General features: G+C 62.0%; 18 protein-coding genes. 10 read left to right on the plus strand and 8 right to left on the minus strand.

Annotated elements, in window-relative coordinates; translation table 11 throughout:
• Positions 1–52: 52 nt before the first annotated feature.
• From CPA42_RS00480 to CPA42_RS13005, 6 genes are read left to right on the plus strand one after another with little or no spacing between them, the layout of a single operon-like run.
• Positions 53–931: a carbohydrate ABC transporter permease gene (locus CPA42_RS00480; RefSeq protein WP_002515942.1), complete on the plus strand. Its 879-nt coding sequence runs from the start codon at positions 53–55 to the stop codon at positions 929–931.
• Entirely contained in the window at positions 931–1,812 is an 882-nt protein-coding gene (locus CPA42_RS00485; RefSeq protein ID WP_002515782.1) for a carbohydrate ABC transporter permease, read from the plus strand. The genes CPA42_RS00480 and CPA42_RS00485 overlap by 1 nt, the downstream gene beginning before the upstream one ends.
• A 28-nt stretch (positions 1,813–1,840) precedes the next feature.
• On the plus strand, positions 1,841–2,005 hold the full coding sequence (locus CPA42_RS12550; protein WP_002518601.1) for a DUF6903 family protein: 165 nt from the start codon (positions 1,841–1,843) through the stop codon (positions 2,003–2,005).
• A gap of 49 nt (positions 2,006–2,054) precedes the next feature.
• Positions 2,055–3,071, plus strand: coding sequence for a LacI family DNA-binding transcriptional regulator (locus tag CPA42_RS00490; protein WP_002525243.1), 1,017 nt, complete (start codon positions 2,055–2,057; stop codon positions 3,069–3,071).
• The gene (locus CPA42_RS13000; protein ID WP_002518603.1) at positions 3,061–4,335 is read left to right on the plus strand and encodes a glycoside hydrolase family 95 protein; all 1,275 of its coding nucleotides are present in this window, start codon (positions 3,061–3,063) and stop codon (positions 4,333–4,335) included. Before CPA42_RS00490 ends, CPA42_RS13000 begins: the two co-directional genes overlap by 11 nt.
• Complete coding sequence (locus CPA42_RS13005) at positions 4,277–5,251, plus strand: glycosyl hydrolase family 95 catalytic domain-containing protein (RefSeq protein ID WP_023032812.1); 975 nt, start codon at positions 4,277–4,279, stop codon at positions 5,249–5,251. The genes CPA42_RS13000 and CPA42_RS13005 overlap by 59 nt, the downstream gene beginning before the upstream one ends.
• A gap of 69 nt (positions 5,252–5,320) precedes the next feature.
• Here CPA42_RS13005 and CPA42_RS00500 read toward each other — a convergent pair whose 3' ends face one another.
• Positions 5,321–5,500: a hypothetical protein gene (locus CPA42_RS00500; RefSeq protein WP_002518605.1), complete on the minus strand. Its 180-nt coding sequence runs from the start codon at positions 5,498–5,500 to the stop codon at positions 5,321–5,323.
• A 5-nt stretch (positions 5,501–5,505) separates the two neighbouring features.
• On the opposite strand from CPA42_RS00500, the gene CPA42_RS00505 reads away from it, so the two are divergent.
• Positions 5,506–6,738 (plus strand): 6-phosphofructokinase, encoded by a 1,233-nt coding sequence (locus CPA42_RS00505; RefSeq protein ID WP_002515919.1) that lies wholly within the window; start codon positions 5,506–5,508, stop codon positions 6,736–6,738.
• 37 nt (positions 6,739–6,775) lie between these two features.
• Here the strand turns inward: CPA42_RS00505 and CPA42_RS00510 are convergent, their stop codons facing one another.
• The 3 genes from CPA42_RS00510 to CPA42_RS00520 are packed head-to-tail and all read right to left on the minus strand — an operon-like array spanning position 6,776 to position 11,182.
• Positions 6,776–7,357: a helix-turn-helix transcriptional regulator gene (locus CPA42_RS00510; RefSeq protein WP_002515926.1), complete on the minus strand. Its 582-nt coding sequence runs from the start codon at positions 7,355–7,357 to the stop codon at positions 6,776–6,778.
• Positions 7,354–10,095 (minus strand): multicopper oxidase domain-containing protein, encoded by a 2,742-nt coding sequence (locus CPA42_RS00515; RefSeq protein ID WP_002515794.1) that lies wholly within the window; start codon positions 10,093–10,095, stop codon positions 7,354–7,356. The genes CPA42_RS00510 and CPA42_RS00515 overlap by 4 nt, the downstream gene beginning before the upstream one ends.
• The gene (locus CPA42_RS00520; RefSeq protein ID WP_002518607.1) at positions 10,088–11,182 is read right to left on the minus strand and encodes a hypothetical protein; all 1,095 of its coding nucleotides are present in this window, start codon (positions 11,180–11,182) and stop codon (positions 10,088–10,090) included. The genes CPA42_RS00515 and CPA42_RS00520 overlap by 8 nt, the downstream gene beginning before the upstream one ends.
• Positions 11,183–11,651: 469 nt before the next feature.
• Here CPA42_RS00520 and aspA point away from each other — a divergent pair, with 469 nt between their 5' ends.
• Both aspA and CPA42_RS00535 read left to right on the plus strand, forming a co-directional pair.
• Positions 11,652–13,124, plus strand: coding sequence for an aspartate ammonia-lyase (aspA, locus tag CPA42_RS00530; protein ID WP_002515727.1), 1,473 nt, complete (start codon positions 11,652–11,654; stop codon positions 13,122–13,124).
• 6 nt (positions 13,125–13,130) lie between these two features.
• Positions 13,131–14,429: an anaerobic C4-dicarboxylate transporter gene (locus CPA42_RS00535; protein ID WP_002515884.1), complete on the plus strand. Its 1,299-nt coding sequence runs from the start codon at positions 13,131–13,133 to the stop codon at positions 14,427–14,429.
• Positions 14,430–14,529: 100 nt separating this feature from the next.
• Here CPA42_RS00535 and CPA42_RS00540 read toward each other — a convergent pair whose 3' ends face one another.
• Positions 14,530–14,811, minus strand: coding sequence for a GNAT family N-acetyltransferase (locus CPA42_RS00540; RefSeq protein WP_002518609.1), 282 nt, complete (start codon positions 14,809–14,811; stop codon positions 14,530–14,532).
• Between the two features lie 137 nt (positions 14,812–14,948).
• Between CPA42_RS00540 and CPA42_RS00545 the strand changes: the two genes are divergently transcribed.
• Complete coding sequence (locus tag CPA42_RS00545) at positions 14,949–16,400, plus strand: catalase (RefSeq protein WP_002515777.1); 1,452 nt, start codon at positions 14,949–14,951, stop codon at positions 16,398–16,400.
• 37 nt (positions 16,401–16,437) lie between these two features.
• Here CPA42_RS00545 and CPA42_RS00550 read toward each other — a convergent pair whose 3' ends face one another.
• The 3 genes from CPA42_RS00550 to CPA42_RS00560 form a co-directional block, all read right to left on the minus strand.
• A complete protein-coding gene (locus CPA42_RS00550; RefSeq protein ID WP_002515844.1) occupies positions 16,438–18,183 on the minus strand; it encodes an ABC transporter ATP-binding protein in 1,746 nt (581 codons plus the stop codon).
• Complete coding sequence (locus CPA42_RS00555) at positions 18,180–19,808, minus strand: ABC transporter transmembrane domain-containing protein (protein WP_002518610.1); 1,629 nt, start codon at positions 19,806–19,808, stop codon at positions 18,180–18,182. The genes CPA42_RS00550 and CPA42_RS00555 overlap by 4 nt, the downstream gene beginning before the upstream one ends.
• A 134-nt stretch (positions 19,809–19,942) precedes the next feature.
• The gene (locus tag CPA42_RS00560; RefSeq protein WP_002515831.1) at positions 19,943–20,929 is read right to left on the minus strand and encodes an ATP-binding protein; all 987 of its coding nucleotides are present in this window, start codon (positions 20,927–20,929) and stop codon (positions 19,943–19,945) included.

Raw genomic sequence — 20,929 nt, forward strand, 5'->3', positions numbered from 1 at the left:
TCTTCCCATAGCGACTGTTCCAGCCGGCCGCCGGGCCCGCCGCCGCACGCCTATGGGTGGTGGTGGCCCCTTTGCTGCATTGTGCATTCTGCCGGCGCTGGTCCTTTATGTACTTTTCCTCGTCTATCCGACGCTCAACGTATTCCATATGTCGTTGTTCGACTGGAATGGGCTGGGAAATGCCCCTAGCTTCATCGGGCTAGACAACTTCGCCGCCCTCATCCACGATCCCGCTTTCGTCCGGGCGTTTGAGAACACATTGTTTATCCTCGTCGTAGTGACGATTGTGACCATTTGCAGTTCCATCTTTATCGCGGCGGTCCTCACTCGGGAGACCTTGGTGGGAGCTGGCTGGTACCGGTTTGTGCTTTACCTGCCGTCGGTGCTGTCCATCGTCGTCGTGGCAGCCATCTTCTCGGCAGTTTTCGATCAAAACAACGGACTGGTGAACGGCCTCCTGCAAGCGCTGGGACTGGGACACGGGCCAGTCTGGCTCGGCGATCAGAACGTGGTTATGTACTCCGTTGCCATCGCCATGGTCTGGCAATCGCTCGGCTACTATGTGGTGCTCTACATGGCCGGCATGTCGTCGGTGCCAGTCGAGATCTACGAATCGGCCTCGCTGGATGGTGCCGGGCGGATGACTCAGTTGGGATCGATCACCATTCCCCTAATTTGGAGCAACATCCGTACCACCCTCACCTTCTTCGTGCTGAGTTCGGTGAATCTCGCCTTCGTGCTGGTTAAGGCTCTGACTGATGGTGGGCCCAACGGTAGCTTGGAGGTGCTGCTCAATTACATGTATAAGCAGGCGTTCACTAACTCAGCTTATGGTTACGGTATGGCGATTGGCGTGGTGACCTTCCTGTTCTCGTTCCTCGTCGCGATGCTGATCAGCCACGTGACTCGCAGAGAAGTTCTTCAGTACTAATGAGCGCCGTCCCGACCCCCTCGCGTGCCGACCGGCGCTACCGACTGGCCGCCCACGCCCTTCTAGTGATCATCAGCATTCTCATCATCGTCCCGGTGGCCTGGGTCGTCATGGCCGCCTTCAAGACGAAGCCCGAATTCTTCGGCAGTCCGTGGCGGCTGCCCGACGGACTGCACTGGCAGAACTTCGTCGACGCCTTCGTCACCGCCAAGATGGGCATCTACTTCACGGATTCACTATTCGTGACCGTGCTTGGTCTGGTCTTCTCACTGAGCGTCGCAATCCCTGCAGCCTATGCCATCGCTCGTGTCCCCTTCCGAGGACGGGCGCTGGTAGAGGGCTTCCTCATGGCCGGCCTGTTCATCAACGTCAACTACATCGTCGTCCCGATCTTCCTCATGTTGTTGGGCTGGGATCAGGCGCTGGCATCCTGGCTACCGAACGGTTTCTTCATCGACAACCTCGCGGTGCTGGCTCTGGTCTACGCTGCCGCCAGCCTGCCGTTCACTGTTTACCTGCTAGTCTCGTTTTTCCGCACCATCCCTGCGATCTACGAGGAGGCCGCAGCACTGGATGGGTCGAGCAGACTGCGCACAATGCTGTCGATCATGGTGCCGATAGCACGCCCAGCCATCTCCACGGTGATCCTGTTCAACTTCCTGAGCTTCTGGAACGACTTCATCATCTCTCTCACCCTCATCCCCGGAGAGCATAAGACCTTGCAAGTGGGTCTGCTGAACCTGTTCCAGGCTCAGCGGGCGGCCGCCGACTATGGTCGCCTCTACGCCGGCATGGTCATCGTGATGGTTCCAGTGCTTTTGCTCTATGCCACCATCCAAAAGCGGCTAGTCACTGGCATCGGTGGCGGCGGACTCAAGTGAGAGGAATTGGTAATCCGTGTCTGACAAGATGTCTCAAGTGTTCGGGTGGCTGGCGTTTGCGCTGGTACTGGGCGCATGCGTCGTCGTCATGGTGGCGATGCGCACTACGGGATGGGTCCAGGCAGGAATCATGGCTCTTGCCCTGGGCGTCGTCATCGCCGTGCTCGGTGTCTACAACCGCCGATACGTGTGACATGTCCGCGAGCGGCTTCTCCCCGCCTCTGACCGGTCGGGCACCGACAATGGCCGACGTGGCCAGGAGGGCTGCCGTGTCGCCCCAAACGGTGTCGCGGGTGGTTCGAGGCCAAACGAACGTATCCGAGGTAACCCGACTCAAGGTGGAATTGGCGATCGACGAATTGGGCTACCGGCGCACTGGCATCGCTCGAGCGCTGGTGACCGGGCACACGATGACGCTAGGGGTCCTGACCCAGGGCTCGGTCGCTTACTCCCGTGCTGCCTACGTGGACGCTATGACGTCGGCCGCCCGCCGCCACGGATATTACGTGGCCGCAGCGTCGGTGACGTCGACTGCCCCCGAAGCGGTGTGTCAGAGCATCGAACACCTGCGTCAGCAGGGAGTCGACGGTATCGTCGTGGCGGTCCCGGTTTATGACGTCGATGCTCTCGCGCAAGCGGCAAGGGGGCTACCTGCTGTCGTATTTGGTGGCTCGTCGAGCGAGGCGGTGCCGGATGGCTTCTCGGACGGCACTGGGCACCACGCGGTGTGCATCGACCAGGAGCGGATAGGCGTACTGGCCACGGAGCACCTGCTAGGACTTGGGCACGACACCGTATGGCATGTTGCCGGACCCAGCACTTGGGCCGACGCGTCGGGCCGTCAGGCGGGCTGGGCGGCGACGCTGGCCAAACACGGGCGTCCCGAGCCGCCGGTGCTCATCGGTGACTGGAGTGCCGAGTCCGGCTGGAGGCTCGGGACCCTGCTGGCTCGGATGGAGGAGGTAACGGCTATCTTCGCGGCGAGCGACGACATGGCTTTCGGGATTCTGCGCGCTCTGGTTGACCGAGGCCGACGTGTACCCGAAGATGTGTCGGTGGTCGGCGCCGACGATGTGCCGCTGGCTGCCTTCGCTCCGGTTGCACTGACCACGGTGCGCCAGTCCTTCCAGGATCTCGGAACCGCCGCTATCGATCTGCTTGTCGACATGGTCGAACGACCCGACCGAGAGCACCACGGCGTGCTGATGGAGCCGGAACTGGTGCTGAGATCATCGACTGCGCCGCGTCATGCTGGCTGAGTCATGGCGTCTGCACTACCGCTCACCTGCAGCGAAGTGGGAGGCTCACGGGCTGCCGATCGGCAACGGCCGTCTCGGGGCCGTCCTACGGGGGGAAATCGCACGTGACGTGGTGCAGTTCAACGAGAACAGTTTGTGGGCGGGGTCCAACAACTACGCTAACGGCCTGTGCGGTGTCGCTGACGACGTTTTCGACACTTCGATGCACGGTTTCGGGCGTTACCTCGACTTCGGTCGAGTGACGATCAGCTTCGCCGATCTCGATGAGTCGACCGTTAGTGGCTACGAGCGCGCACTGGACCTGCGCCATGCCGTGGCATATGCCTGTTTCGATGCTGGTGGCGTGCGGCACCAGCGTTCGGCCTTCGCGAGTCGTGAGGCAGACGTCATCGTTTTGCGGTATTCGGCATCGGCACCTTTCGGGTGCACGGTGAGACTCGAATCGGCGCAGGGGGTGCCTTCGCGCGTAGCTGGCGACACATCCGTTGTCTTCGATGGCGTACTGGGCAACGGGCTGCGCTACTGCGCGAGCTTGGTCCTCCTGGAGTGCGATGGCCGGTCGATAGCCCATGGCGATCGAATCGTCGTCGAGGACGCGACGACATTGGCGCTCGTCCTTGACGCCGGTACCGACTACGCGTTGAGTGCCGTAGCCGGGTGGCGTGGCGTTAACCCACGGCCGGTCGTCGACGAACGAATCTGCTCGGCCACGGCCCTGGGATGGGAGCGGCTGCACGACGCTCATGTCACTAAGTTCTCAGCGGTGATGGACCGGTGTCGCCTGCGCTGGGGTCGTCCCGTCCCAGAACTCGACGCGCAGCCCACTGACGTACGGCTGCGACGCTATCGTGACGGGGCCGCCGACGTGGGCTTGGAGCAGCTCGCTGTCGTGCTGGGTCGCTACCTGCTCGTGTCCTCGTCGCGGGCGGAGGGGTTGCCGGCCAATCTGCAAGGCCTGTGGAATGACAGCAACGATCCTGCGTGGGGTAGTGACTACCACACGAACATCAATGTTCAGATGAACTACTGGGGCGCGGAGGTCACCGGCCTGAGCGAGGAGCACATTGCCTTGCTGAACTTCATGGAGGAGGTAGCTGTCCCTAGCCGTTCCGCTACCCGGGCGATGTGTGGCCCCGATGTCCCCGGCTGGACGGCGCGCACGTCCCAGAGCCCGCTGGGGGGGCAATGGGTGGCAACCCAATACCGTGGCAAGCGCCTGGTACGCCCACCACGTCTACGAGCACTGGGCCTTTACTCGCGATGACGAGTGGCTACGTACTCGGGGTCTGCCGATGCTAGCTGAGATCTGTCGTTTCTGGGAGCACCAGTTAGTGGAACGTGACGACGGGATGATCGTCGCGCCGGCAGGATGGTCGCCCGAACACGGCCCACGCGAGGACGGGGTAGCCTACGACCAGCAGATCGTATGGGATCTGTTCACCAACCTGCTGGAATGCTCGCGGGCCTTGGGCGTCGAGGACGACCTCTACTATCGGGTGGAGCGCCTGCGAGACCGGCTGGCGCCCAACCAGGTGGGCTGCTGGGGCCAACTGCAGGAGTGGCAGGACGACCGGGATGATCCCACCGAGCTGCATCGCCACACCTCGCATCTCTTCGCCGTCTATCCCGGGCGCCAGATAACCACAGACACACCCGAGCTGCAGGCGGCTGCGCTGGTGTCCCTGAAGGCGCGCTGTGGGGAACCTCCGCCGGTGGCGGGTGCACCTACCGTGGCACCATTTCGCGCTGAGATGGTAGTAGGCGACAGCCGACGCTCATGGACGTGGCCCTGGCGTGCCGCGCTCTTTGCCCGCCTCGGGGACGGATACCGGGCCGGTGAGATGGTACGCGGGTTGCTGACCTACAACATGCTGCCGAACCTGTGGACCACCCATCCGCCCTTTCAAGTGGACGGCAACCTAGGGCTGGTAGGGGCCGTCGCGGAGATGCTGTTGCAGAGCCACGACGGTCGGATTCGCTTGCTTCCCGCTCTGCCACCGGCATGGGAGGCGGAGGGCGAGGCGATCGGTCTGCGGGCTCGCGGCGGCTATCGCGTCTCAATGCAGTGGCGCGACGGCCAGGTTATCTGGTTCGAGATCGTGGCAGACCGCGGCCATGCCGAAGACGTCATCGTCGTGGTCAACGGGCGCGAACACCGGATCCGCCCTGATAAACGCTGATAGAGGTGTCTATAACTGTGCGGTCGCAGCGACGGAACCATCCATCAATGGCCTATGCAGCAGGGTATGTCACGCGGGAGTGAGGCTCCCATCAGTGACCATCAGATCGAGGCCGCCACTCATGCGCTCCACCTTATCGGTACTCCGTAAGCCGACGACGAGTGGCTCCTCCACCCAGCGGGTTATCTGACCGAGGCCCCGTCTCTCCGGCGCTGTGGCAATCCTGCCCGGGAGGACGCCAGCTGCCACGACGAATGGCAGTCGTCACAGTGACGCACATGATTGCCACAATGGACCGCAGTGTTGTCGGTGCCATCCATGGAAGGATGGGTACCACCCGACACAGATCAGGAGTCGTCATGTCCAAAAAGAAGAAGGTCGGCATCCTCACCGCAGGCGGTGATTGCCCCGGGCTCAACGCCGCTATCCGCGGATTTGGCAAGGCTGCCATCCGCCAGCACGACATGGAGCTCATCGGTATTCAGGACGGCTTTCTTGGATTGGCAGGGAACCGCACCATCTCCCTTGACCCGCGTGCCCTCTCAGGCATCTTGACGGTCGGCGGGACCATCCTGGGAACTAGCCGTGACAAGGTCAATCACATGATTATCGACGGCGAGGAACGGGATATGGTCCCCACCATCGTCGAGAATTACGAGAAGCTGGGACTTGACGCTTTGGTGACTTTGGGTGGCGGTGGCACCGCCAAGAACGCGTACAAGCTCGCTAAGGCCGGACTGAACGTCCTGCATCTGCCCAAGACGATTGACAACGACATCGTCGGAACCGACGACTCCTTCGGGTTCTCGACAGCACTGGAGATTGCCACGGAGGCCATCGACCGGCTGCACTCCACCGCCCATTCCCACCACCGCATCATCCTCGCTGAGATCATGGGCCACCGTGCCGGCTGGCTGGCCCTCGGCTCGGGCATCGCTGGTGGCGCTGACGTCATCCTGCTGCCCGAGGTGCCCTACAAGCTGGACTCCATCGTCCAGGCGGTGGAAAACCGGCAAAAGCAGGGGTTGAATTTCTCGGTCATCGCGGTGGCTGAGGGAGCTCGCGATGAGGCTGATTCGGCCGCGATGGCTGGAGCTCAGGCCCTCGTTGACGCTTCCAAGACCTCCGAGACAAAGGCGGCTGCCAAGAAGGCCAAGAAGGACCTTGAGCATTCCATGCGTGACAACACCCTCAAATTGGCTACTCAGCTTGAGGAGGCCACCGGGCTGGAATCGCGAGTCTCGATCCTCGGCTATGTGCAGCGCGGTGGTATCCCGTGCGCCCACGACCGTCTGCTCGCGACCCGGCTGGGAACCGTGGGTGCCAAGCTCGTTGACGACGGCGAGTTCGGCATCATGGTCGCCGCTCAGGGCGGAGACGCCACGACCGTTCCGTTGAAAGATGTCGCTGGCAAGGTTAAATACGTGCCTGCCGACCACCCATGGGTTAAGGCGGCCCGTCAGGTCGGAACCGGTCTAGGCGACTGAGGTTCTGCCCCTAGCCCCTCTCAAGGGCATCCGTCACTCAGGTGTGTATCACACACCGGACTCCGGGGTTAGCGTCGATAGTCGCGGCTTGCCCCGTCACACCCTCGACGACCCCACAGTGTAGGGAACACACCACCTGGGGGTGATCGCGGGCCAGGTCGAGAAAGGGACAGTGGCGCAGCACGATGCCGCCCTCTTCTGCGGCCGGGGAGAAGCCCATGTCATCGAGCACTGCGATGAGGTCGCCGCGGCGATGCCGACCCCAACGCTGACCAATGCGCATGGCCATAGCTGTCGGGTTGTTACTGATGGCGACCTCGTCGACGAGCATCTGAGCTAGCAACCGATAGGCCCGCGGCCCTTCATCGCTGACGAGGGTAAAGACGGTGTGCGGGCGCCCCCGGGTCGCCCGATGTCGACGTGTTGCCTCCACTCGTCCCTGCTCGACGAGACGGTCGAGGTGAAATCGCGCCGTCGAGGGATGAATCCCCAGGTCGGAGGCCAGTTCGGCGCTCGTCGCTGAACCGCCACGTCGTCTCAGGGCGTCGGCGACCTCGTCGATACGCTTCTGTGACCCCGGATCGACCAGGCTCGCGGTGTCATCGTGCCGAGTGCTCATGTCGTCACCTCAATGAATCCTTTAGCGCCACGCTCCATCTCCACGAAGGAATGGTTAACAAAGGTGTAGCGTCCTGGCTCCTCAAAGACCATCTCGACAAAACCGCCCTGGGCGCTGGCCAGGTCGAGGGCTTGGCAGCCGCCACCTTCCGGATTGCCACGTTTAAGGGTGTAGGCGCCCTCCTTAAAAACAGTGTCGAACTGGGTTCCGACGACGTGAAAGGAACACCCCCGGCTTGGACCAGCCGCGAGCACCCAGATGCGCACTCGCTCACCGACCCGGGCTTTGAGGGGCTCAAAGACGTACTGGTTGGCGTGACCGTTGAACATCGTCAGATCAGGGGTCTCGTTGGCAATCTTGGCAGTATTAACTTCCGCCCCATTGTGCTCACTGAGGTAAGTCTCCGACTGCACCAGGTAAAACTCCCGATCAGCCCGAGGCAGGTCGTGGGGCGGCACGATGACGGCACCGAACATGCCTGCTGCAATATGGGCCGACATTGGGGCGGTGGAGCAATGGTAGAGCCAGATCCCGGCGCGATGCAGGGTGAAGTTGTAGTCCAACTCCTGCCCCGGAGCGATGGTGCGCATGACCCTGGTGGGGGAGACAGTACCGGCGTGAAAGTCCAAAGAGTGACCCATAGTGCCCCTGTTGACCAGATGGACCCTCATCTCGTCGCCGATGCGCGCGTGGATAACCGGAGCCATGTAACGGCCGTTGTAGGTCATCGCGTCGATGGTGGTTTCGGGGGCGATCTCCTGCACCGACTCCTGGGCGATGAGCGTCATCCGGTGAACACGTCCGGTCATCAGTGGTGGTAGCACTGCATCTCGGGTCCTGAAATCCTTGCCTGGGGCCTTGGCCAAGTCGATCCTGCGACGGGGATCGGCGGTATCGACGTGGTCGTCCCGGTCGTGTACACCGGACATGCCGGCGACCTGTACGTCGAGTACCATTCCCATCGATTTGTGTCCGACGATGGTGCACCAGCCCTCGGTTGGCCCGGCGATGACCCCGACTTTGACGGTGGCGTGGTCTCCGGGGGTGAGGCGTGGTGAGTGAGCCCCGTTGGCGAATTGAAGGTCGTGGACCTGGTTGGGGTCTTTGTTGGTGATCTCGACGACGAGCTGGTCACCAGCTGGAACGGTGATGGTGCTGGGGTGGTATTTCATCCCCTTGGCAGTGATGTTGACTGTCGTGGTGTGACCGGTGGGGGCGACGTGCCCGACGACCGCTGCCGAACCATTGGTGTCGTCGGTGGGTGTGGTCTGGTCGAGATGGTGACCGACCGCGGCCGCCGTCAGGGCAGTGGCCAGACCGGCGAAAGCCCCGACGAAGGAGCGGCGATTTGGGGGAGCGGTGGGCGCAGGCTCGACGGGTTTGCTGGTGGCAGAGCGATCTAGGGAGGCGACGGGCGCAGCCTGGGCCGGTCCATTGTCGGGATCGGGGGCTTCGCCTATCTCCGAAGCAGCCTTTCGAGCCGCCATCTGGCGTCCCTTCTCTTTGAGCATGGGCACTCCGGTGCGCACCATCGCCGCAGTCGCCGGCAGGAAGGTGGCCAATCCGACGACGGTCAGCACCATGCCGATGCGACGGGTCCAAGTGCCCATCGCGAGCACCCACAGCAACAGGCCGGCGTTGGTGATCGTGGCGCGCAGTGCTCCGTAGGCGTGCATCTTGGCGTTGGTGGCTCGGACGATCTTCGGCCCGCCGCCCATGACCATCGGCATGAGGTAGCTCATCGCGCCGATGAGGAGTTGGAGCAGGAATCCGACGATGACGGGTACCGACAGGGTGAAGATGTCGTCAGCGAGCAGCCTGGTGCCGTTGGAGGCTAACTTCCATGCCAGCCAGGCGAGCCACACCAGCATCCAGCAGATAGCGGCCCCCATGGTGAACCCGGGGAAGTCGCGCGGCGGTTTGTGGGCAGCGCAGGCCACCAGGTCGCCCAGCACGATACAGATTCCGACGATGTGGGCCGTCACGCCGAGGGCAGCCAGCCACCACAACCCGCACAGGGCGCCGGTGGTTGTCGCCGCCACCGCAACGAACATGACGCACAGGGAGATTTTCCCGTGGCGATCTTGGGCGGGCTGCATCTTGGTGCGCAGCACCGTCGGCCACAAAGTGATGAGGGTGCCGACGACGGTCAGACCGACGAAGCCGAGCAGGTTGAGCGCCTGGTGGGCCACCAATAGACGAGTTCGCCACGGCTCGGTGGGGGAGAAGGCCATGATCGCGCCGAGGGTCGCCCCCAGTGGCAGTAGACATGCGGCCGCGCAGTAAAACCACACCGTCGAGTCGAACCGCCCCGGCAGAGCGTGGCGGACTTGGTGGCCTAGAGCGAAGGCGTACCAGGTCAGCGTCGATCCTATGACGGCGGCGCCGGTGACGGTTATCCATGGCCAGGTCACCACCATGCCGATACAGGTGATGACGATGCCGACTGCGAGCAGTCTGATACGTAATACCTGACGACTACGGTCAGTGTCGGTGAGGTTGTTGTGCAGGATCGCCTCGGTGAAGTATTGGCCCCACACCATGATCGAGGTAGTCGCTACGCCGAGTGTGACCATGTGCACCAGCAGCCAGCGTGACTGCGGAATCCACGGGTTCGCAACCGCCACGATGAGCAGGGCTACCAGCCACCCTGATACCGGACGTGACGCTTTACGGTGCCAACTGCGCTTATTCGTGTCGGGTTTGCGACCGACGGGCGCGGATGTGATCTCAGGCATGGTCCTCTCCTGACCGGGAGCGTGGAGTAGATTTCAGGTGCGTTCTGGCCCTGGTGCGGGGCTGGATATGGGTGGCGATGACAGCTACTAGGGTCAATAGGCTGAGTACGTTGACGGTCCCGCCCGCCTGCACCGCGGCGGAACGGTCCAACCCGTCGCCGATACCGATGCGCACCAGCAGGGAGGCCTCCAACAGGAAGGCTGGGAGCCAGAACCACGTCGTCCATTCCAGCCGGACCTGCAACACGGCGGGCAGGATGATGGGGGCGTGGCCGAGGATCATCCCCATGGTGAATCCGAGGAAGAGCGAGTGGACGACGGCGTCATACCCATTTCGGGAAGTGGGTGGTCCTTGAATCGTGCAGACGATACCGGCTGTTGCGAGCCACAGGTAGCCGATCATGAGCAGGGTGCCAATGTAAGCGGCCTGGCCGCCGCGTCTCAGGCCGCCACGGGCAACGTCATGGCGGCATAACCACACCGCCAGTCCGATGAGTACCACACCGAGTACTCGCCATCCGATCGCCGGGCTGACCACCGAGACGAGTAGGGCTGCTACCACCGCCAGGCACAAAGCTGACAAGGCGCGATTACGCGCCATCGTCAGTCGTGACAGCTCCAGCCTCTCCCCGCAGATCGTCAGGATCATGTAACAGGCCAGCCATCCGACGATCTGGGAGACGTGTGCCCCGGTTGTCAGGAGGGCAGCGGCCCCGGCGGCGCAGAAGGCTCCAGCGCCCTGGATGACGACGGCGTCGTCGTGACTGCGCCGCCATAGGGGGACGTAGATGGTCAGCAGCCCCAATTGGGCAAGAGTGAGCAGAGCAAGCCCGGCGCGGGCGGAGTCGAAGGGCAGAGGCGCCAGCAGGACGATGACGCCAAACCCGGACATGGCCGGGACGAGGTAGGCGAGGCGATGGCCGAGGGCCACCGCACGTTCCAGACAGATGACGGTCCCAACGAACCCGAGCACCATGAGGGGTCCATGCCACTTGGATAGTCGCGTCGACATCACCGGTGACCACACTCCGAGTAGTAGCAGGGCGCCGTCGAGGCCGGCAAGTAGAGAGATACCGGCTCCGACCATGAGCCAGGCGCGGTGCGATCCGGCGGAGGAAGTAGGCACAGGAGAATCCTTTTTCGGCTATCGTATCCTCAAAATACTATGTGCGCCGAGGCCCTTTCTACCTATTCCACCTGGGATGGCAGGAGTAAGTAGGGTCCTTGGTTGATGTGGTTCAGAGTGTGCAGGCATGGGTTGATCTTGCCCGTCAGGGGTCAGGTTGTCCATCATGTAGAGGCGTGCTAGCATATCCTAGATACGTGGTGTCCATAAGGAGGTGGGCTTATCGCCATTCATTCCGTGCCAATCTTGTAGTTTACGGTTGTGCTATATTCGGAATGATGGCTATCTTCTGGTATCTATGGAGCGCCATTTATTGGCTTACATGAAACCTCTGTTTCTTCGCCTTTAATGACCCTATTGTTACGTATGTGGTCAAAGACGGGTGTGCGAGTTTAGATGACAAAACAACATATATTGGTTAGGAGTAAAGTTGACTGAGATCCGGATCGAAGAAGATCTTCTTGGGAAACGGGAAATCTCGAATGAGCACTACTATGGAATTCATACTTTGCGGGCTTTAGAGAACTTCCAAGTATCACGCGGATGTATGAATGACGAGCCTGACTTCATTCGTGGAATGGTTCAGGTAAAGAAGGCAACAGCTCTGACGAATAAGCAGTTGAAGGTTCTCCCGAGTGATGTCGCTGACGCCATTGTCGCTGCATGCGATGCGATCTTGGATGATGGGCGCTGTATGGACCAATTCCCGACTGATTCCTTCCAAGGAGGAGCGGGAACCTCGATCAACATGAACACCAATGAGGTTGTCGCCAATTTGGCCCTCGAAATGTTGGGATACCCGAAAGGCACCTATGACGTCATCCACCCCAACGATGATGTCAATAAGTCCCAGTCGACTAACGACGCTTACCCCACCGGGTTCCGGCTCGGGGTGTACGCTTTGCTAGAGGGGCTGAAGCGAGCCGTCGCCGACCTCGCAGACAGTTTCGATGCCAAGGCTGAGGAATTTGCCGATGTACTGAAGATGGGGCGTACCCAATTGCAGGATGCCGTCCCCATGACTTTGGGTGAGGAGTTTGACGGGTACGCACACAACATCCGTGCTGAACTGGACCGGCTTGATATTGGAAGCGATCTTCTCGTAGAGGTCAACCTGGGCGGCACCGCCATCGGAACTCGGATCAACACCCCAGACGGATATGCTGAACTTGCTGCTGAGAAACTGGCCGAGGTGACCGGATACCCGATTCGTCCCTCCACCAACCTCATGGAATCGTCTTACGACAACGGCGCCTACATTGCTGTCCATTCTATTATCAAACGCCTAGCAGCGAAGATCTCCAAGATCTGCAACGATTTACGATTGCTTTCATCTGGACCGAGGGCTGGGCTCAAGGAAATCAACCTTCCAGAGATGCAGGCGGGATCGTCCATCATGCCGGCGAAGGTGAATCCGGTCATTCCCGAGGTCGTCAATCAGATCTGCTTCAAAGTATTTGGAAACGATGTCACCGTCTGTTTCGCTGCCGAGGCCGGTCAGCTAGAACTTAATGTGATGGAACCGGCGCTGTCGCAAGCAATGTTCGAGTCCATCCACCTGCTGACCAATGCCTGCGACACGTTGCGTAGCAAGTGCATTGACGGGATCACCGCAAATGTGGAGCGGTGCCGGGAGTATGTCACCAATTCCATCGGTATCGTGACCTACTTGAATGATGTGATTGGACACCATCAAGGCGATCTCATTGGCGAGGAAGCTGCCCGTACCGGAAAGTCAGTTCGTGAGGTCGTCCTCGAACACGACCTCATCCCGGAGGAAAGGCTGGACGAGATCATGTCGACCCAGAACTTCCTGCACCCCCGGTATTCCGGACGTACCTACGAGCCGAGTGACCGCGGTCTCCCGGAGGATCCCAGGACATTCGTGTCCGAGCGTTGCTGACACGCGATGATGCTCTTCATTCAACTGGCCGTCGTCCTACTATTCATCTTCCTGGGGGCACGCAAGGGAGGACTTGGCATCGCCTATGCAGGGGGTGCCGGCGTCATCGTCCTGGGATTACTCGGCTGCAAGGTCGACCCAGGTACTGGTATTCCGTGGGACGTCATTGGGGTCATCATCTCAGTGATTTCTTGCGTGGCGGCGATGGAAGTAGCCGGCGGCCTAGAACTGCTGGTGATGCTCAGCGAACGGATATTGCGGCACAACCCGAAGAGAATCACCTTCCTGGCGCCCACCGTGACGTTCTTCATGACCGTGTTGTGTGGTACCGGACATGTCGCATTCGCCACTCTTCCCGTCATTGCGGAAGTGGCGAAGGAACAGAAGGTGAGACCCTCACGCCCACTATCCATCGCGGCGGTGGCCTCGCAGATCGGCATATGTGCCTCTCCGATTTCGGCGGCGATGGTGGCGATGGCGGCCATTGTTGGCCCCTTGGGGGTTTCGTATCCGAAACTGGTCCTGGTCTCGATCGTTGGGGGTTACGTTGGCTCGATGATTGGTGCGGTTGTTTCCTCAAAACTCGGATGCGAGTTGGAACTCGACCCGGTCTATCTACAGCGACTGGAAAAGGGCCAAATCTCGCATCGGGAGGCGGACAACTACAACATCAAGCCCTACGCAAGGCGTTCGCTGATAATCTTCGTGGTATCCCTGGTCGTGGTGATGGCTTATGCCGCTGCCATCACCGCCGTGGACAAGCCCCCGCTGCCGCGAGGCGCCGCCATCATGACGTTTATGATGACTGCCGCCCTCGTCATAGCCACCCTGTGTAAAGTCCCGCTTAACGAGATCACTTCCCAGGCAACCTATAAAAGTGGCACCTCTGCTGCCATCTGCGTGATGGGGGTCGCTTGGCTAGGCAACACCTTCGTGAGTTCAAACATCGACACCATCAAAGCTGCCGGATCGGGAGTCATCCACTCGGCACCGTGGCTGTTGTTCGTGGTGCTATTCCTGGCTGCATCGTTGCTCTACTCGCAGGCCGCAACCACGGTTACGTTCATGCCGGTTGCTGCGGCTCTTGGGCTTCCAGCGTCGGTCCTGGTCGGATGTTTCGCGGCGGCCTCGGCGCTGTTCCTGCTACCCACGTATCCCACCGTGGTGGCTGCGGTCGAGATGGACGATACCGGGACAACGAGGATCGGAAAATACATCTTCAACCATTCGTTCTTGATCCCCGGCATCGTCTCGATATCGGCTGCCTGTTTGGCTTCCTACGGGGTGATGCTCGTAGTCGGATGAATGCCGCCATTCGCACAATCCGTTGAAGTACCCAGTGTGAAAGCGCGTGGGTGGGGCTCAGCCTTGGAAAAGGCTCAGCCCCACCCACGCATTTGGGGGCTCAGATAACGTTCACCGGGTGGTCGGGGTGCTTGTCCAACCACCCTTTGATGAAGGTGCAGTCCGGACGCACCGACAAGTTCTGGCAAGCAATGTCGTCGAGGGCGAAGCGCGCCAGAGCGCTGCCGACACCTTTGCCACTGAAGGCTTCGAATGTTTCGGTATGGGGCATGACGATGACATCCCCCTCGCGTCGGAATTCGGCGAACCCGGCGAGTTCACCGCCGATATAAGCTTCGTAGCGTGACTGCTGGTCGTTTTTGGTGACGGTGGTTTCACTCATACACCCCATTGTCGGGTCATCGTCCCTGGGTTCTGCCTTTCTTGTACAGACTTTCTCCCGTGGCGTTATGAGCTTGGAGATGACCTTGTTGGGGGGCAATCTGGAAGAGAGCACTCAACTCATAAAGAGGAGTCGTCATGCCTATTGATCCCAGCAAGCCGTCAACGAACACCAACGGGTCGCCAGCGCCTAGCGACGAATACTCCCTGACCGTCGGCGCTGACGGCCCGGTAGTGCTCCACGACGCACATCTCATCGACACCCTGGCCCATTTCAACCGGGAAAACATCCCCGAACGCAAGCCTCACGCCAAGGGATCGGGGGCCTTCGGACATCTCGAGGTTACCGCTGACGTCTCGGAGTACACCAAGGCATCCTTCCTGCAGAAGGGGCGCGAAACCCCCATGCTGGCCCGATTCTCCACAGTCGCCGGTGAGCTCGGCAGCCCTGACACCTGGCGTGATGTGCGTGGATTCTCGTTGAAGTTCTACACCGACGAGGGCAACTTCGACATGGTCGGCAACAACACCCCGGTGTTCTTCATGCGTGACCCGATGAAGTTCCCGCATTTCATCCGCTCCCAGAAACGGTTACCGAATTCCGGACTGCGCAGTCCGAATATGATGTATGACTATTGGAGCCTGTCCCCCGAATCGGCCCATCAAGTGGCTTACCTCATGGGACCGCGCGGCATTCCGCTCAGCTATCGCACTATGAACGGCTACTCCTCGCACACCTACTCATGGGTTAACGCCGAAGGGAAGATCACCTGGGTGAAATACCACTTCATCAGTGACCAGGGTGTTCACAACATGACTGCTGACCGGGCCAAAGCGATCGTCGGTGATCACCCAGACATCCACCGCGAGGACCTCTTCAACCACATTGCCGACGGCGACTATCCGTCCTGGACCGTCAAGGTGCAGCTCATGCCCTATGACGAAGCCAAGGATTACCGGTTCAACCCGTTCGACATCACCAAGGTGTGGCCGCATAAGGATTACCCGCTGCACACCATCGGCAAGTTCACTCTGGACCGCAACCCGGAGAACTTCTTCGCCCAGATCGAGCAAGCGGCCTTCTCCCCGTCGAACACCGTTGAGGGCACTGGGTTGTCCCCAGACCGGATGCTGCTGGGTCGTGTCTTCGCCTACAACGATGCCGCCCGCAACCGTCTGGGGGTCAACTATGAACAACTCCCTGTGAACCGGCCAACGACGCCGACAAACCAGTACACCTTCGACGGCCAGATGGCCTTCGAACACTCCGGTTCGGCACCCACCTACGCCCCGAACTCCTACGGTCGCGACTTTGCCACCGGATACCGAACCGGTTCCGAAGCTACCTGGGAGGCTGACGGCGAACTCGTTCGTTCCGCCCAGACCCGGCACGCGGAAGATGACGACTTCGGTCAGGCCCACGCCCTGGTGCATGACGTCTTTTCCGACGCAGAGCGTGACGAGCTCGTCGATACTTTGGTGGACTTGATGACCAATTTCGACATGGAAGAGCCGGTCATCGGCAACGCGCTGTCCTACTGGCGCAACATCGACGCCGGTATTGCCGAGGCAACCGAGGGCAGAATCTGACGTGTTGATCGTTCCCAGCGCTGGGCTGTACTGCAGCTCAGTGCTGGTTTGACCACACCCGCCACAGCGCCGCAAATGGGCCATCGCTTTGACGCAGTTGCTCTGGTGCCCCGACTTCGACGATCCGGCCGTTGTCCATGACGGCGACCTCGTCGGCCATCGTCACCTGGGACAGTCGGTGGGCCACCACGAGGGCGGTCCGCCCCCTGACAGCCTCAGCTGCGACACGGTCAAGAGCCGTGGCACCGGAGCTGCCGGCCTCCGCCGTCGCCTCATCAAGGATGATGACGGGCGGGTCTGCCAGCAATGCGCGCGCCAGGGCGACCTGTTGCGCCTGGGCAGGTGACAGGCGGATTCCCAACCGTCCCACCACGGTGTCGACGCCGTGAGGGAGCTGCTCGACCCAATCGGCCCCGACCCGTTCCAACGCGGCGAGGACGGCGTCGCGGACGCGCTCGTCAGGCCAGTCCTCGGCCTGCCCGGCTAGCCCCAATGCGACATCGTCGAAGAGGGTGCCGGAGAAGGTGTGGATTTCCTGGCTGATAAGCACCGTCCGGGCATGGCCCGATGTCATGGTGATGCTTCCCTGCCGGGGTTCCAGCAACCCCGCGACAAGGGCCGCCAAGGTCGACTTGCCTGCCCCCGACTCCCCGACGAGCACCACGGTGTGTCCGGCCGGAATGTCCAGACTCACCGTATGCAGCACATCGGGCCCGTCCTGATAGCCAAAGCTCACCTGATCCACGTGGATCGACGTCGGCCCGCGCTGGTACCGCTCGGAGACGGCCGGTTTGTCGTGGCGGGCCTGGATGACGCCCACCACTCGCTGCAGACATACCCATGCGGCCTGCAGGTTGTTGAGGAACATGAGCAGGAACCGCACAGGAGAGAACAACCTCAACAGCACCAGCACCGCTGTTGCAGCCGCGCCGACGCTCAGCCGGTCGGTGGTGACAAGCAGGTATCCCGTCCAGGCGACGCCGATAGTCGCCACCGCCTCGCCCGCTAGCAGCCGCACGACAAGGGTGTTGCCGAGGAATCGTCCGCGTAGGTTCCAGCGGATCGCCTGCCATGATCCGTTGGCCACCGCCCGGGTGCGCAGGTTTTCCAGGCCGAAGGCGCGCGCGACGTCCACCCCGTGAATCGTCGAGAGAATGCGCTGGGACTGGGTCGTCGACGCGTTTCTTTCCGCCCGGTACACCGGTGGGGCCGTGCGCAGGAACTCCCGGATTGCGAGGCCGTAGAGCACCCCAGCAAGGAGGACGGGGACGAAGAAGAGCGGGTGCAAGCTGGCCAGCGCACCCACTGACACGATCACCATGATCATGGTGTTGACGAGACGGGGGAGGGCGCCATTGGCGGCGTCGCGCACAGCCGTGACATCGTCGGAGGCCCGTGAGACGAGATCGGCGGTACCGGCTTTCTCGACCCGCTGCTGGTCCAGCCCCAAGCCGACCGCGATCATGGATTCCCGCAACCGGGTGATGATGGTCGTGAAGAAGGACGGCGTGAGGGACTGTGCGGCACCGTTACAGATCCCCGACCCGATCACCGCGGCAGCCATTACCAACGCCGGGGTAAGCAGCGCCGAGGTCGGACGGTGAGCCTTGGCCGCGTCAATGATCCAGCCGGTGGCCACCGGCACCGTCAGATCAAGCAGAGACGCCGCCGTGATCACCACGATTGCCCCGATGAAGTAGCCGCGCACTCCGCGAGCTGCCCGGTGGACCTCCTGGCGAACCTGGGCGGCAGTGGCGAGTGGCAATGAACGCGGGGTACTCATGACAGCATCTCCCGGTAGTCGTCGCGGGCCAGCAGTTCGCGATGCGGGGCCCGTGCGATCTGACGGCCGTCGGCGTCGAGCAGCACCACCTCGTCCATCTGGTCCAACAAGGCCGGGGATGTCGTAGCGATGATGGTGGTGCGTCCGGCTCGCAACTGCCGCACCTTCCTGGCGATGGTGGCGGTGGTGACGGCGTCGATGCTCGTGGTGGGGTCAATGAGAACGAGGCCGTCAGGAGAGTGCAGCAGGGCACGCGCCAGGGCTAGGCGTTGACGCTGACCCCCGGATACGTGGCGACCGCCCTCTCCGACCTCGGTCTCCAACCCCCGTGGTAACACGGCGACGACAGTGTCCAAAGCGGCTGCGTCGACGACGGCATTCAGCCTGGCGACAGTCGTCTGGCTGTCAAGCACGATGTTCGCACGGGCAGTATCGTCGAACAGTTCGGGGGAGCGGGGAGCCACCAGCACCAGACGACGCCGTTGGGCAGGGTTGAGGCGACTGGCGGGAACCCCATTCAAGACGGTCTCGGAGCCGTGGTCTATCGCCTCGGCCAAGGCGTCACAGACCGATTGAGGCGCCATGACACCCACATGGGTGCCGCCGGCGACGTCAAGCTGGAAATCCCTGACCGGGATGTGCAACTCCACCGGGCCATCACCCGGTGTGGTGCGGGCACCGTCGTCGGGGTGGATCTGCCAGGCTGCCGGGCTATCACGCAACTCACAGAATCGGTCCCCGGAGGCGTGGGCGGTGGCCAACATCGTCGCGGTGTCGACGCCCAGTGCTCGCAGCGGAGGGCCGAGGGTTTGGGCCAGCCCGACCACGGTGACGAGTTCCCCGACACTGATACGCCCGGCTAGGGTGAGCCACCCAGCTAGCACCGTCAGCGCGGTGATGAATACTCCCACCGAGGCGTTAATCGTCCCGGTGTAGACCCCCTTGACGCGTCGGGTGCGTAGGGTGGCGTCGAGGCCTTGGCGGCTGGCGGTCCGGAACCTTGCGGTGGCTCGGCGTTGCGCCGATAGCCCCTGTATTATCCGCAACCCACTGGTGAGGTCGGCGGCCGACCCGGCGACGGCGGCCTCGGCGCGGCGCTCACGCCGGGTGCTGCGCTTGACCGGGGCGACCCCCTTCACCGACAACAGGATGAGCAGCGGCACGATGCACACCGTCGCCAATGCCAACCAGCCGTTGATGAGGGTCATCGAGATCAGGGCACCGAGCAGGGTGACAACGTTGCCAGGGATCGACGTCAACGCGATGAAGGCGCGCGACACCGCCCGCACATCAGTGACGACGACCGCGAGCAGATCACCGGGAAGCCGCGAGCGCCCACCGATCCCCTCCGGGGCAGTGATCCGTTCGAGGGCTTGAATCCGCAAGTCGTGTTCGGCCAAACCGGCTCCGACATTGGTCTGCATCCGGATCGTCTGGGCTATTGCGCGCACCAGGTATGCCAGCGCGACCAGGGCCAGCCATCCGGTCAAGGCAGCGGCATCGGCAGCCACCACTCCGTCGTCAATGGCACGCCCCAGAGCCATCGGCACGCCGATGTTCACCAGGCTGACGAAGGCCGAGGAGACTGACCCGGGCAGTAGCCAGCGCCGCCCATCGCGGGCCATCCGGCGCACCACTGCCCGCCCATCGTGGGCATGGGTGACGTCGATCAGAGGGGCGTCAATGGGCGGTGGGGTTTGCCGGGGGATGTGCGGAAGCCAGCCCAGTTTCGGATGCCAGTGTCGGCGTGGGGTGCGTATCACACTGCCCTACCAACTGACTCGAGTGGTTGTCGTCTCATCCGGTGCGGCAGGACGAGCCGGGCAGCTTGAGAGAGGGCCTCTGTGGTGATCTCGGTGCAACCGTTCCAGGCTGCCAGAGTGCGCGCCGCCCGGACCATCATGATGTCGGCGCGGTGACCGTCGACGTGTGCGTTGATGCAGGTACGAGCCGCCGTCGTGAGAGTTTCGTCGGAGATGACTACCTGGGTGACGAGCTCAGTAGCACGTTGGATCCGTTCGCTGAGCTTGTGGCCATCCTGTTCCCATGTGCGTGAGAAGCCACCAGGGTCGTCCTCAAAGGCCATTCGGCGCCGGATTACCTCGGTGCGCTTGTCCGGGTCGTCCTCCCCGCTGACGGTGACGCACAGCCCGAAGCGGTCGAGCAACTGGGGGCGCAGTTCGCCCTCCTCCGGATTCATGGTGCCGACCAGGGTGAACCGGGCTGGATGGGTGACGCTGACCCCCTCTCGCTCTACGGTGTTGACGCCCATGGCGGCTGAGTCCAGCAGCAGGTCAACGACGTGGTCGTCGAGGAGGTTGACCTCGTCGACGTAGAGGATCGCCCGGTGCGCGGCTGCTAGCAGACCCGGCTCGAAACGGCGTCGCCCCTCCCGCAGGGCTGTCTCCATGTCGAGAGTGCCGGTGACGCGATCCTCAGTGACTCCCACCGGCAGCTCGACGACCGGCACCTGCACGGTGCGAGGCTCGGGCATGACCTCAGGCAGGTTGAGTGCGACCGCGTGGGTCGGGTACTCGTCGGGGGACAGGTGGTAGGGCCCGGGAATCTCCCGGTGTTGCGGCAGTAGGGCTGCTAGTCCGCGCACCGCGGTGGACTTGGCGGTGCCTTTCTCGCCGCGGATAAGTACCCCGGACAAATCGGGGCTGATGGTAGCGAGGATGAGAGCCAGCTTCATCTCCTCCTGACCGACGATGGCGCAGAAGGGATAGACGGGGCGTTGTGCCAT

Source organism: Cutibacterium acnes, from assembly GCF_003030305.1.
Lineage (GTDB): Bacteria > Actinomycetota > Actinomycetes > Propionibacteriales > Propionibacteriaceae > Cutibacterium > Cutibacterium acnes.

Bases quoted from the DNA above. Each gene is read 5' to 3' on its own strand.
- CPA42_RS00480 (WP_002515942.1), top strand. From the start codon at position 53: ATGGGTGGTGGTGGCCCCTTTGCTGCATTGTGCATTCTGCCGGCGCTG.
- CPA42_RS00485 (WP_002515782.1), top strand. From the start codon at position 931: ATGAGCGCCGTCCCGACCCCCTCGCGTGCCGACCGGCGCTACCGACTG.
- CPA42_RS12550 (WP_002518601.1), top strand. From the start codon at position 1,841: ATGTCTCAAGTGTTCGGGTGGCTGGCGTTTGCGCTGGTACTGGGCGCA.
- CPA42_RS00490 (WP_002525243.1), top strand. From the start codon at position 2,055: ATGGCCGACGTGGCCAGGAGGGCTGCCGTGTCGCCCCAAACGGTGTCG.
- CPA42_RS13000 (WP_002518603.1), top strand. From the start codon at position 3,061: ATGCTGGCTGAGTCATGGCGTCTGCACTACCGCTCACCTGCAGCGAAG.
- CPA42_RS00505 (WP_002515919.1), top strand. From the start codon at position 5,506: ATGGCAGTCGTCACAGTGACGCACATGATTGCCACAATGGACCGCAGT.
- CPA42_RS00510 (WP_002515926.1), bottom strand. From the start codon at position 7,357: ATGAGCACTCGGCACGATGACACCGCGAGCCTGGTCGATCCGGGGTCA.
- CPA42_RS00515 (WP_002515794.1), bottom strand. From the start codon at position 10,095: ATGCCTGAGATCACATCCGCGCCCGTCGGTCGCAAACCCGACACGAAT.
- CPA42_RS00520 (WP_002518607.1), bottom strand. From the start codon at position 11,182: ATGGTCGGAGCCGGTATCTCTCTACTTGCCGGCCTCGACGGCGCCCTG.
- CPA42_RS00535 (WP_002515884.1), top strand. From the start codon at position 13,131: ATGATGCTCTTCATTCAACTGGCCGTCGTCCTACTATTCATCTTCCTG.
- CPA42_RS00540 (WP_002518609.1), bottom strand. From the start codon at position 14,811: ATGAGTGAAACCACCGTCACCAAAAACGACCAGCAGTCACGCTACGAA.
- CPA42_RS00545 (WP_002515777.1), top strand. From the start codon at position 14,949: ATGCCTATTGATCCCAGCAAGCCGTCAACGAACACCAACGGGTCGCCA.
- CPA42_RS00550 (WP_002515844.1), bottom strand. From the start codon at position 18,183: ATGAGTACCCCGCGTTCATTGCCACTCGCCACTGCCGCCCAGGTTCGC.
- CPA42_RS00555 (WP_002518610.1), bottom strand. From the start codon at position 19,808: ATGGCCCGCGATGGGCGGCGCTGGCTACTGCCCGGGTCAGTCTCCTCG.
- CPA42_RS00560 (WP_002515831.1), bottom strand. From the start codon at position 20,929: ATGGCACAACGCCCCGTCTATCCCTTCTGCGCCATCGTCGGTCAGGAG.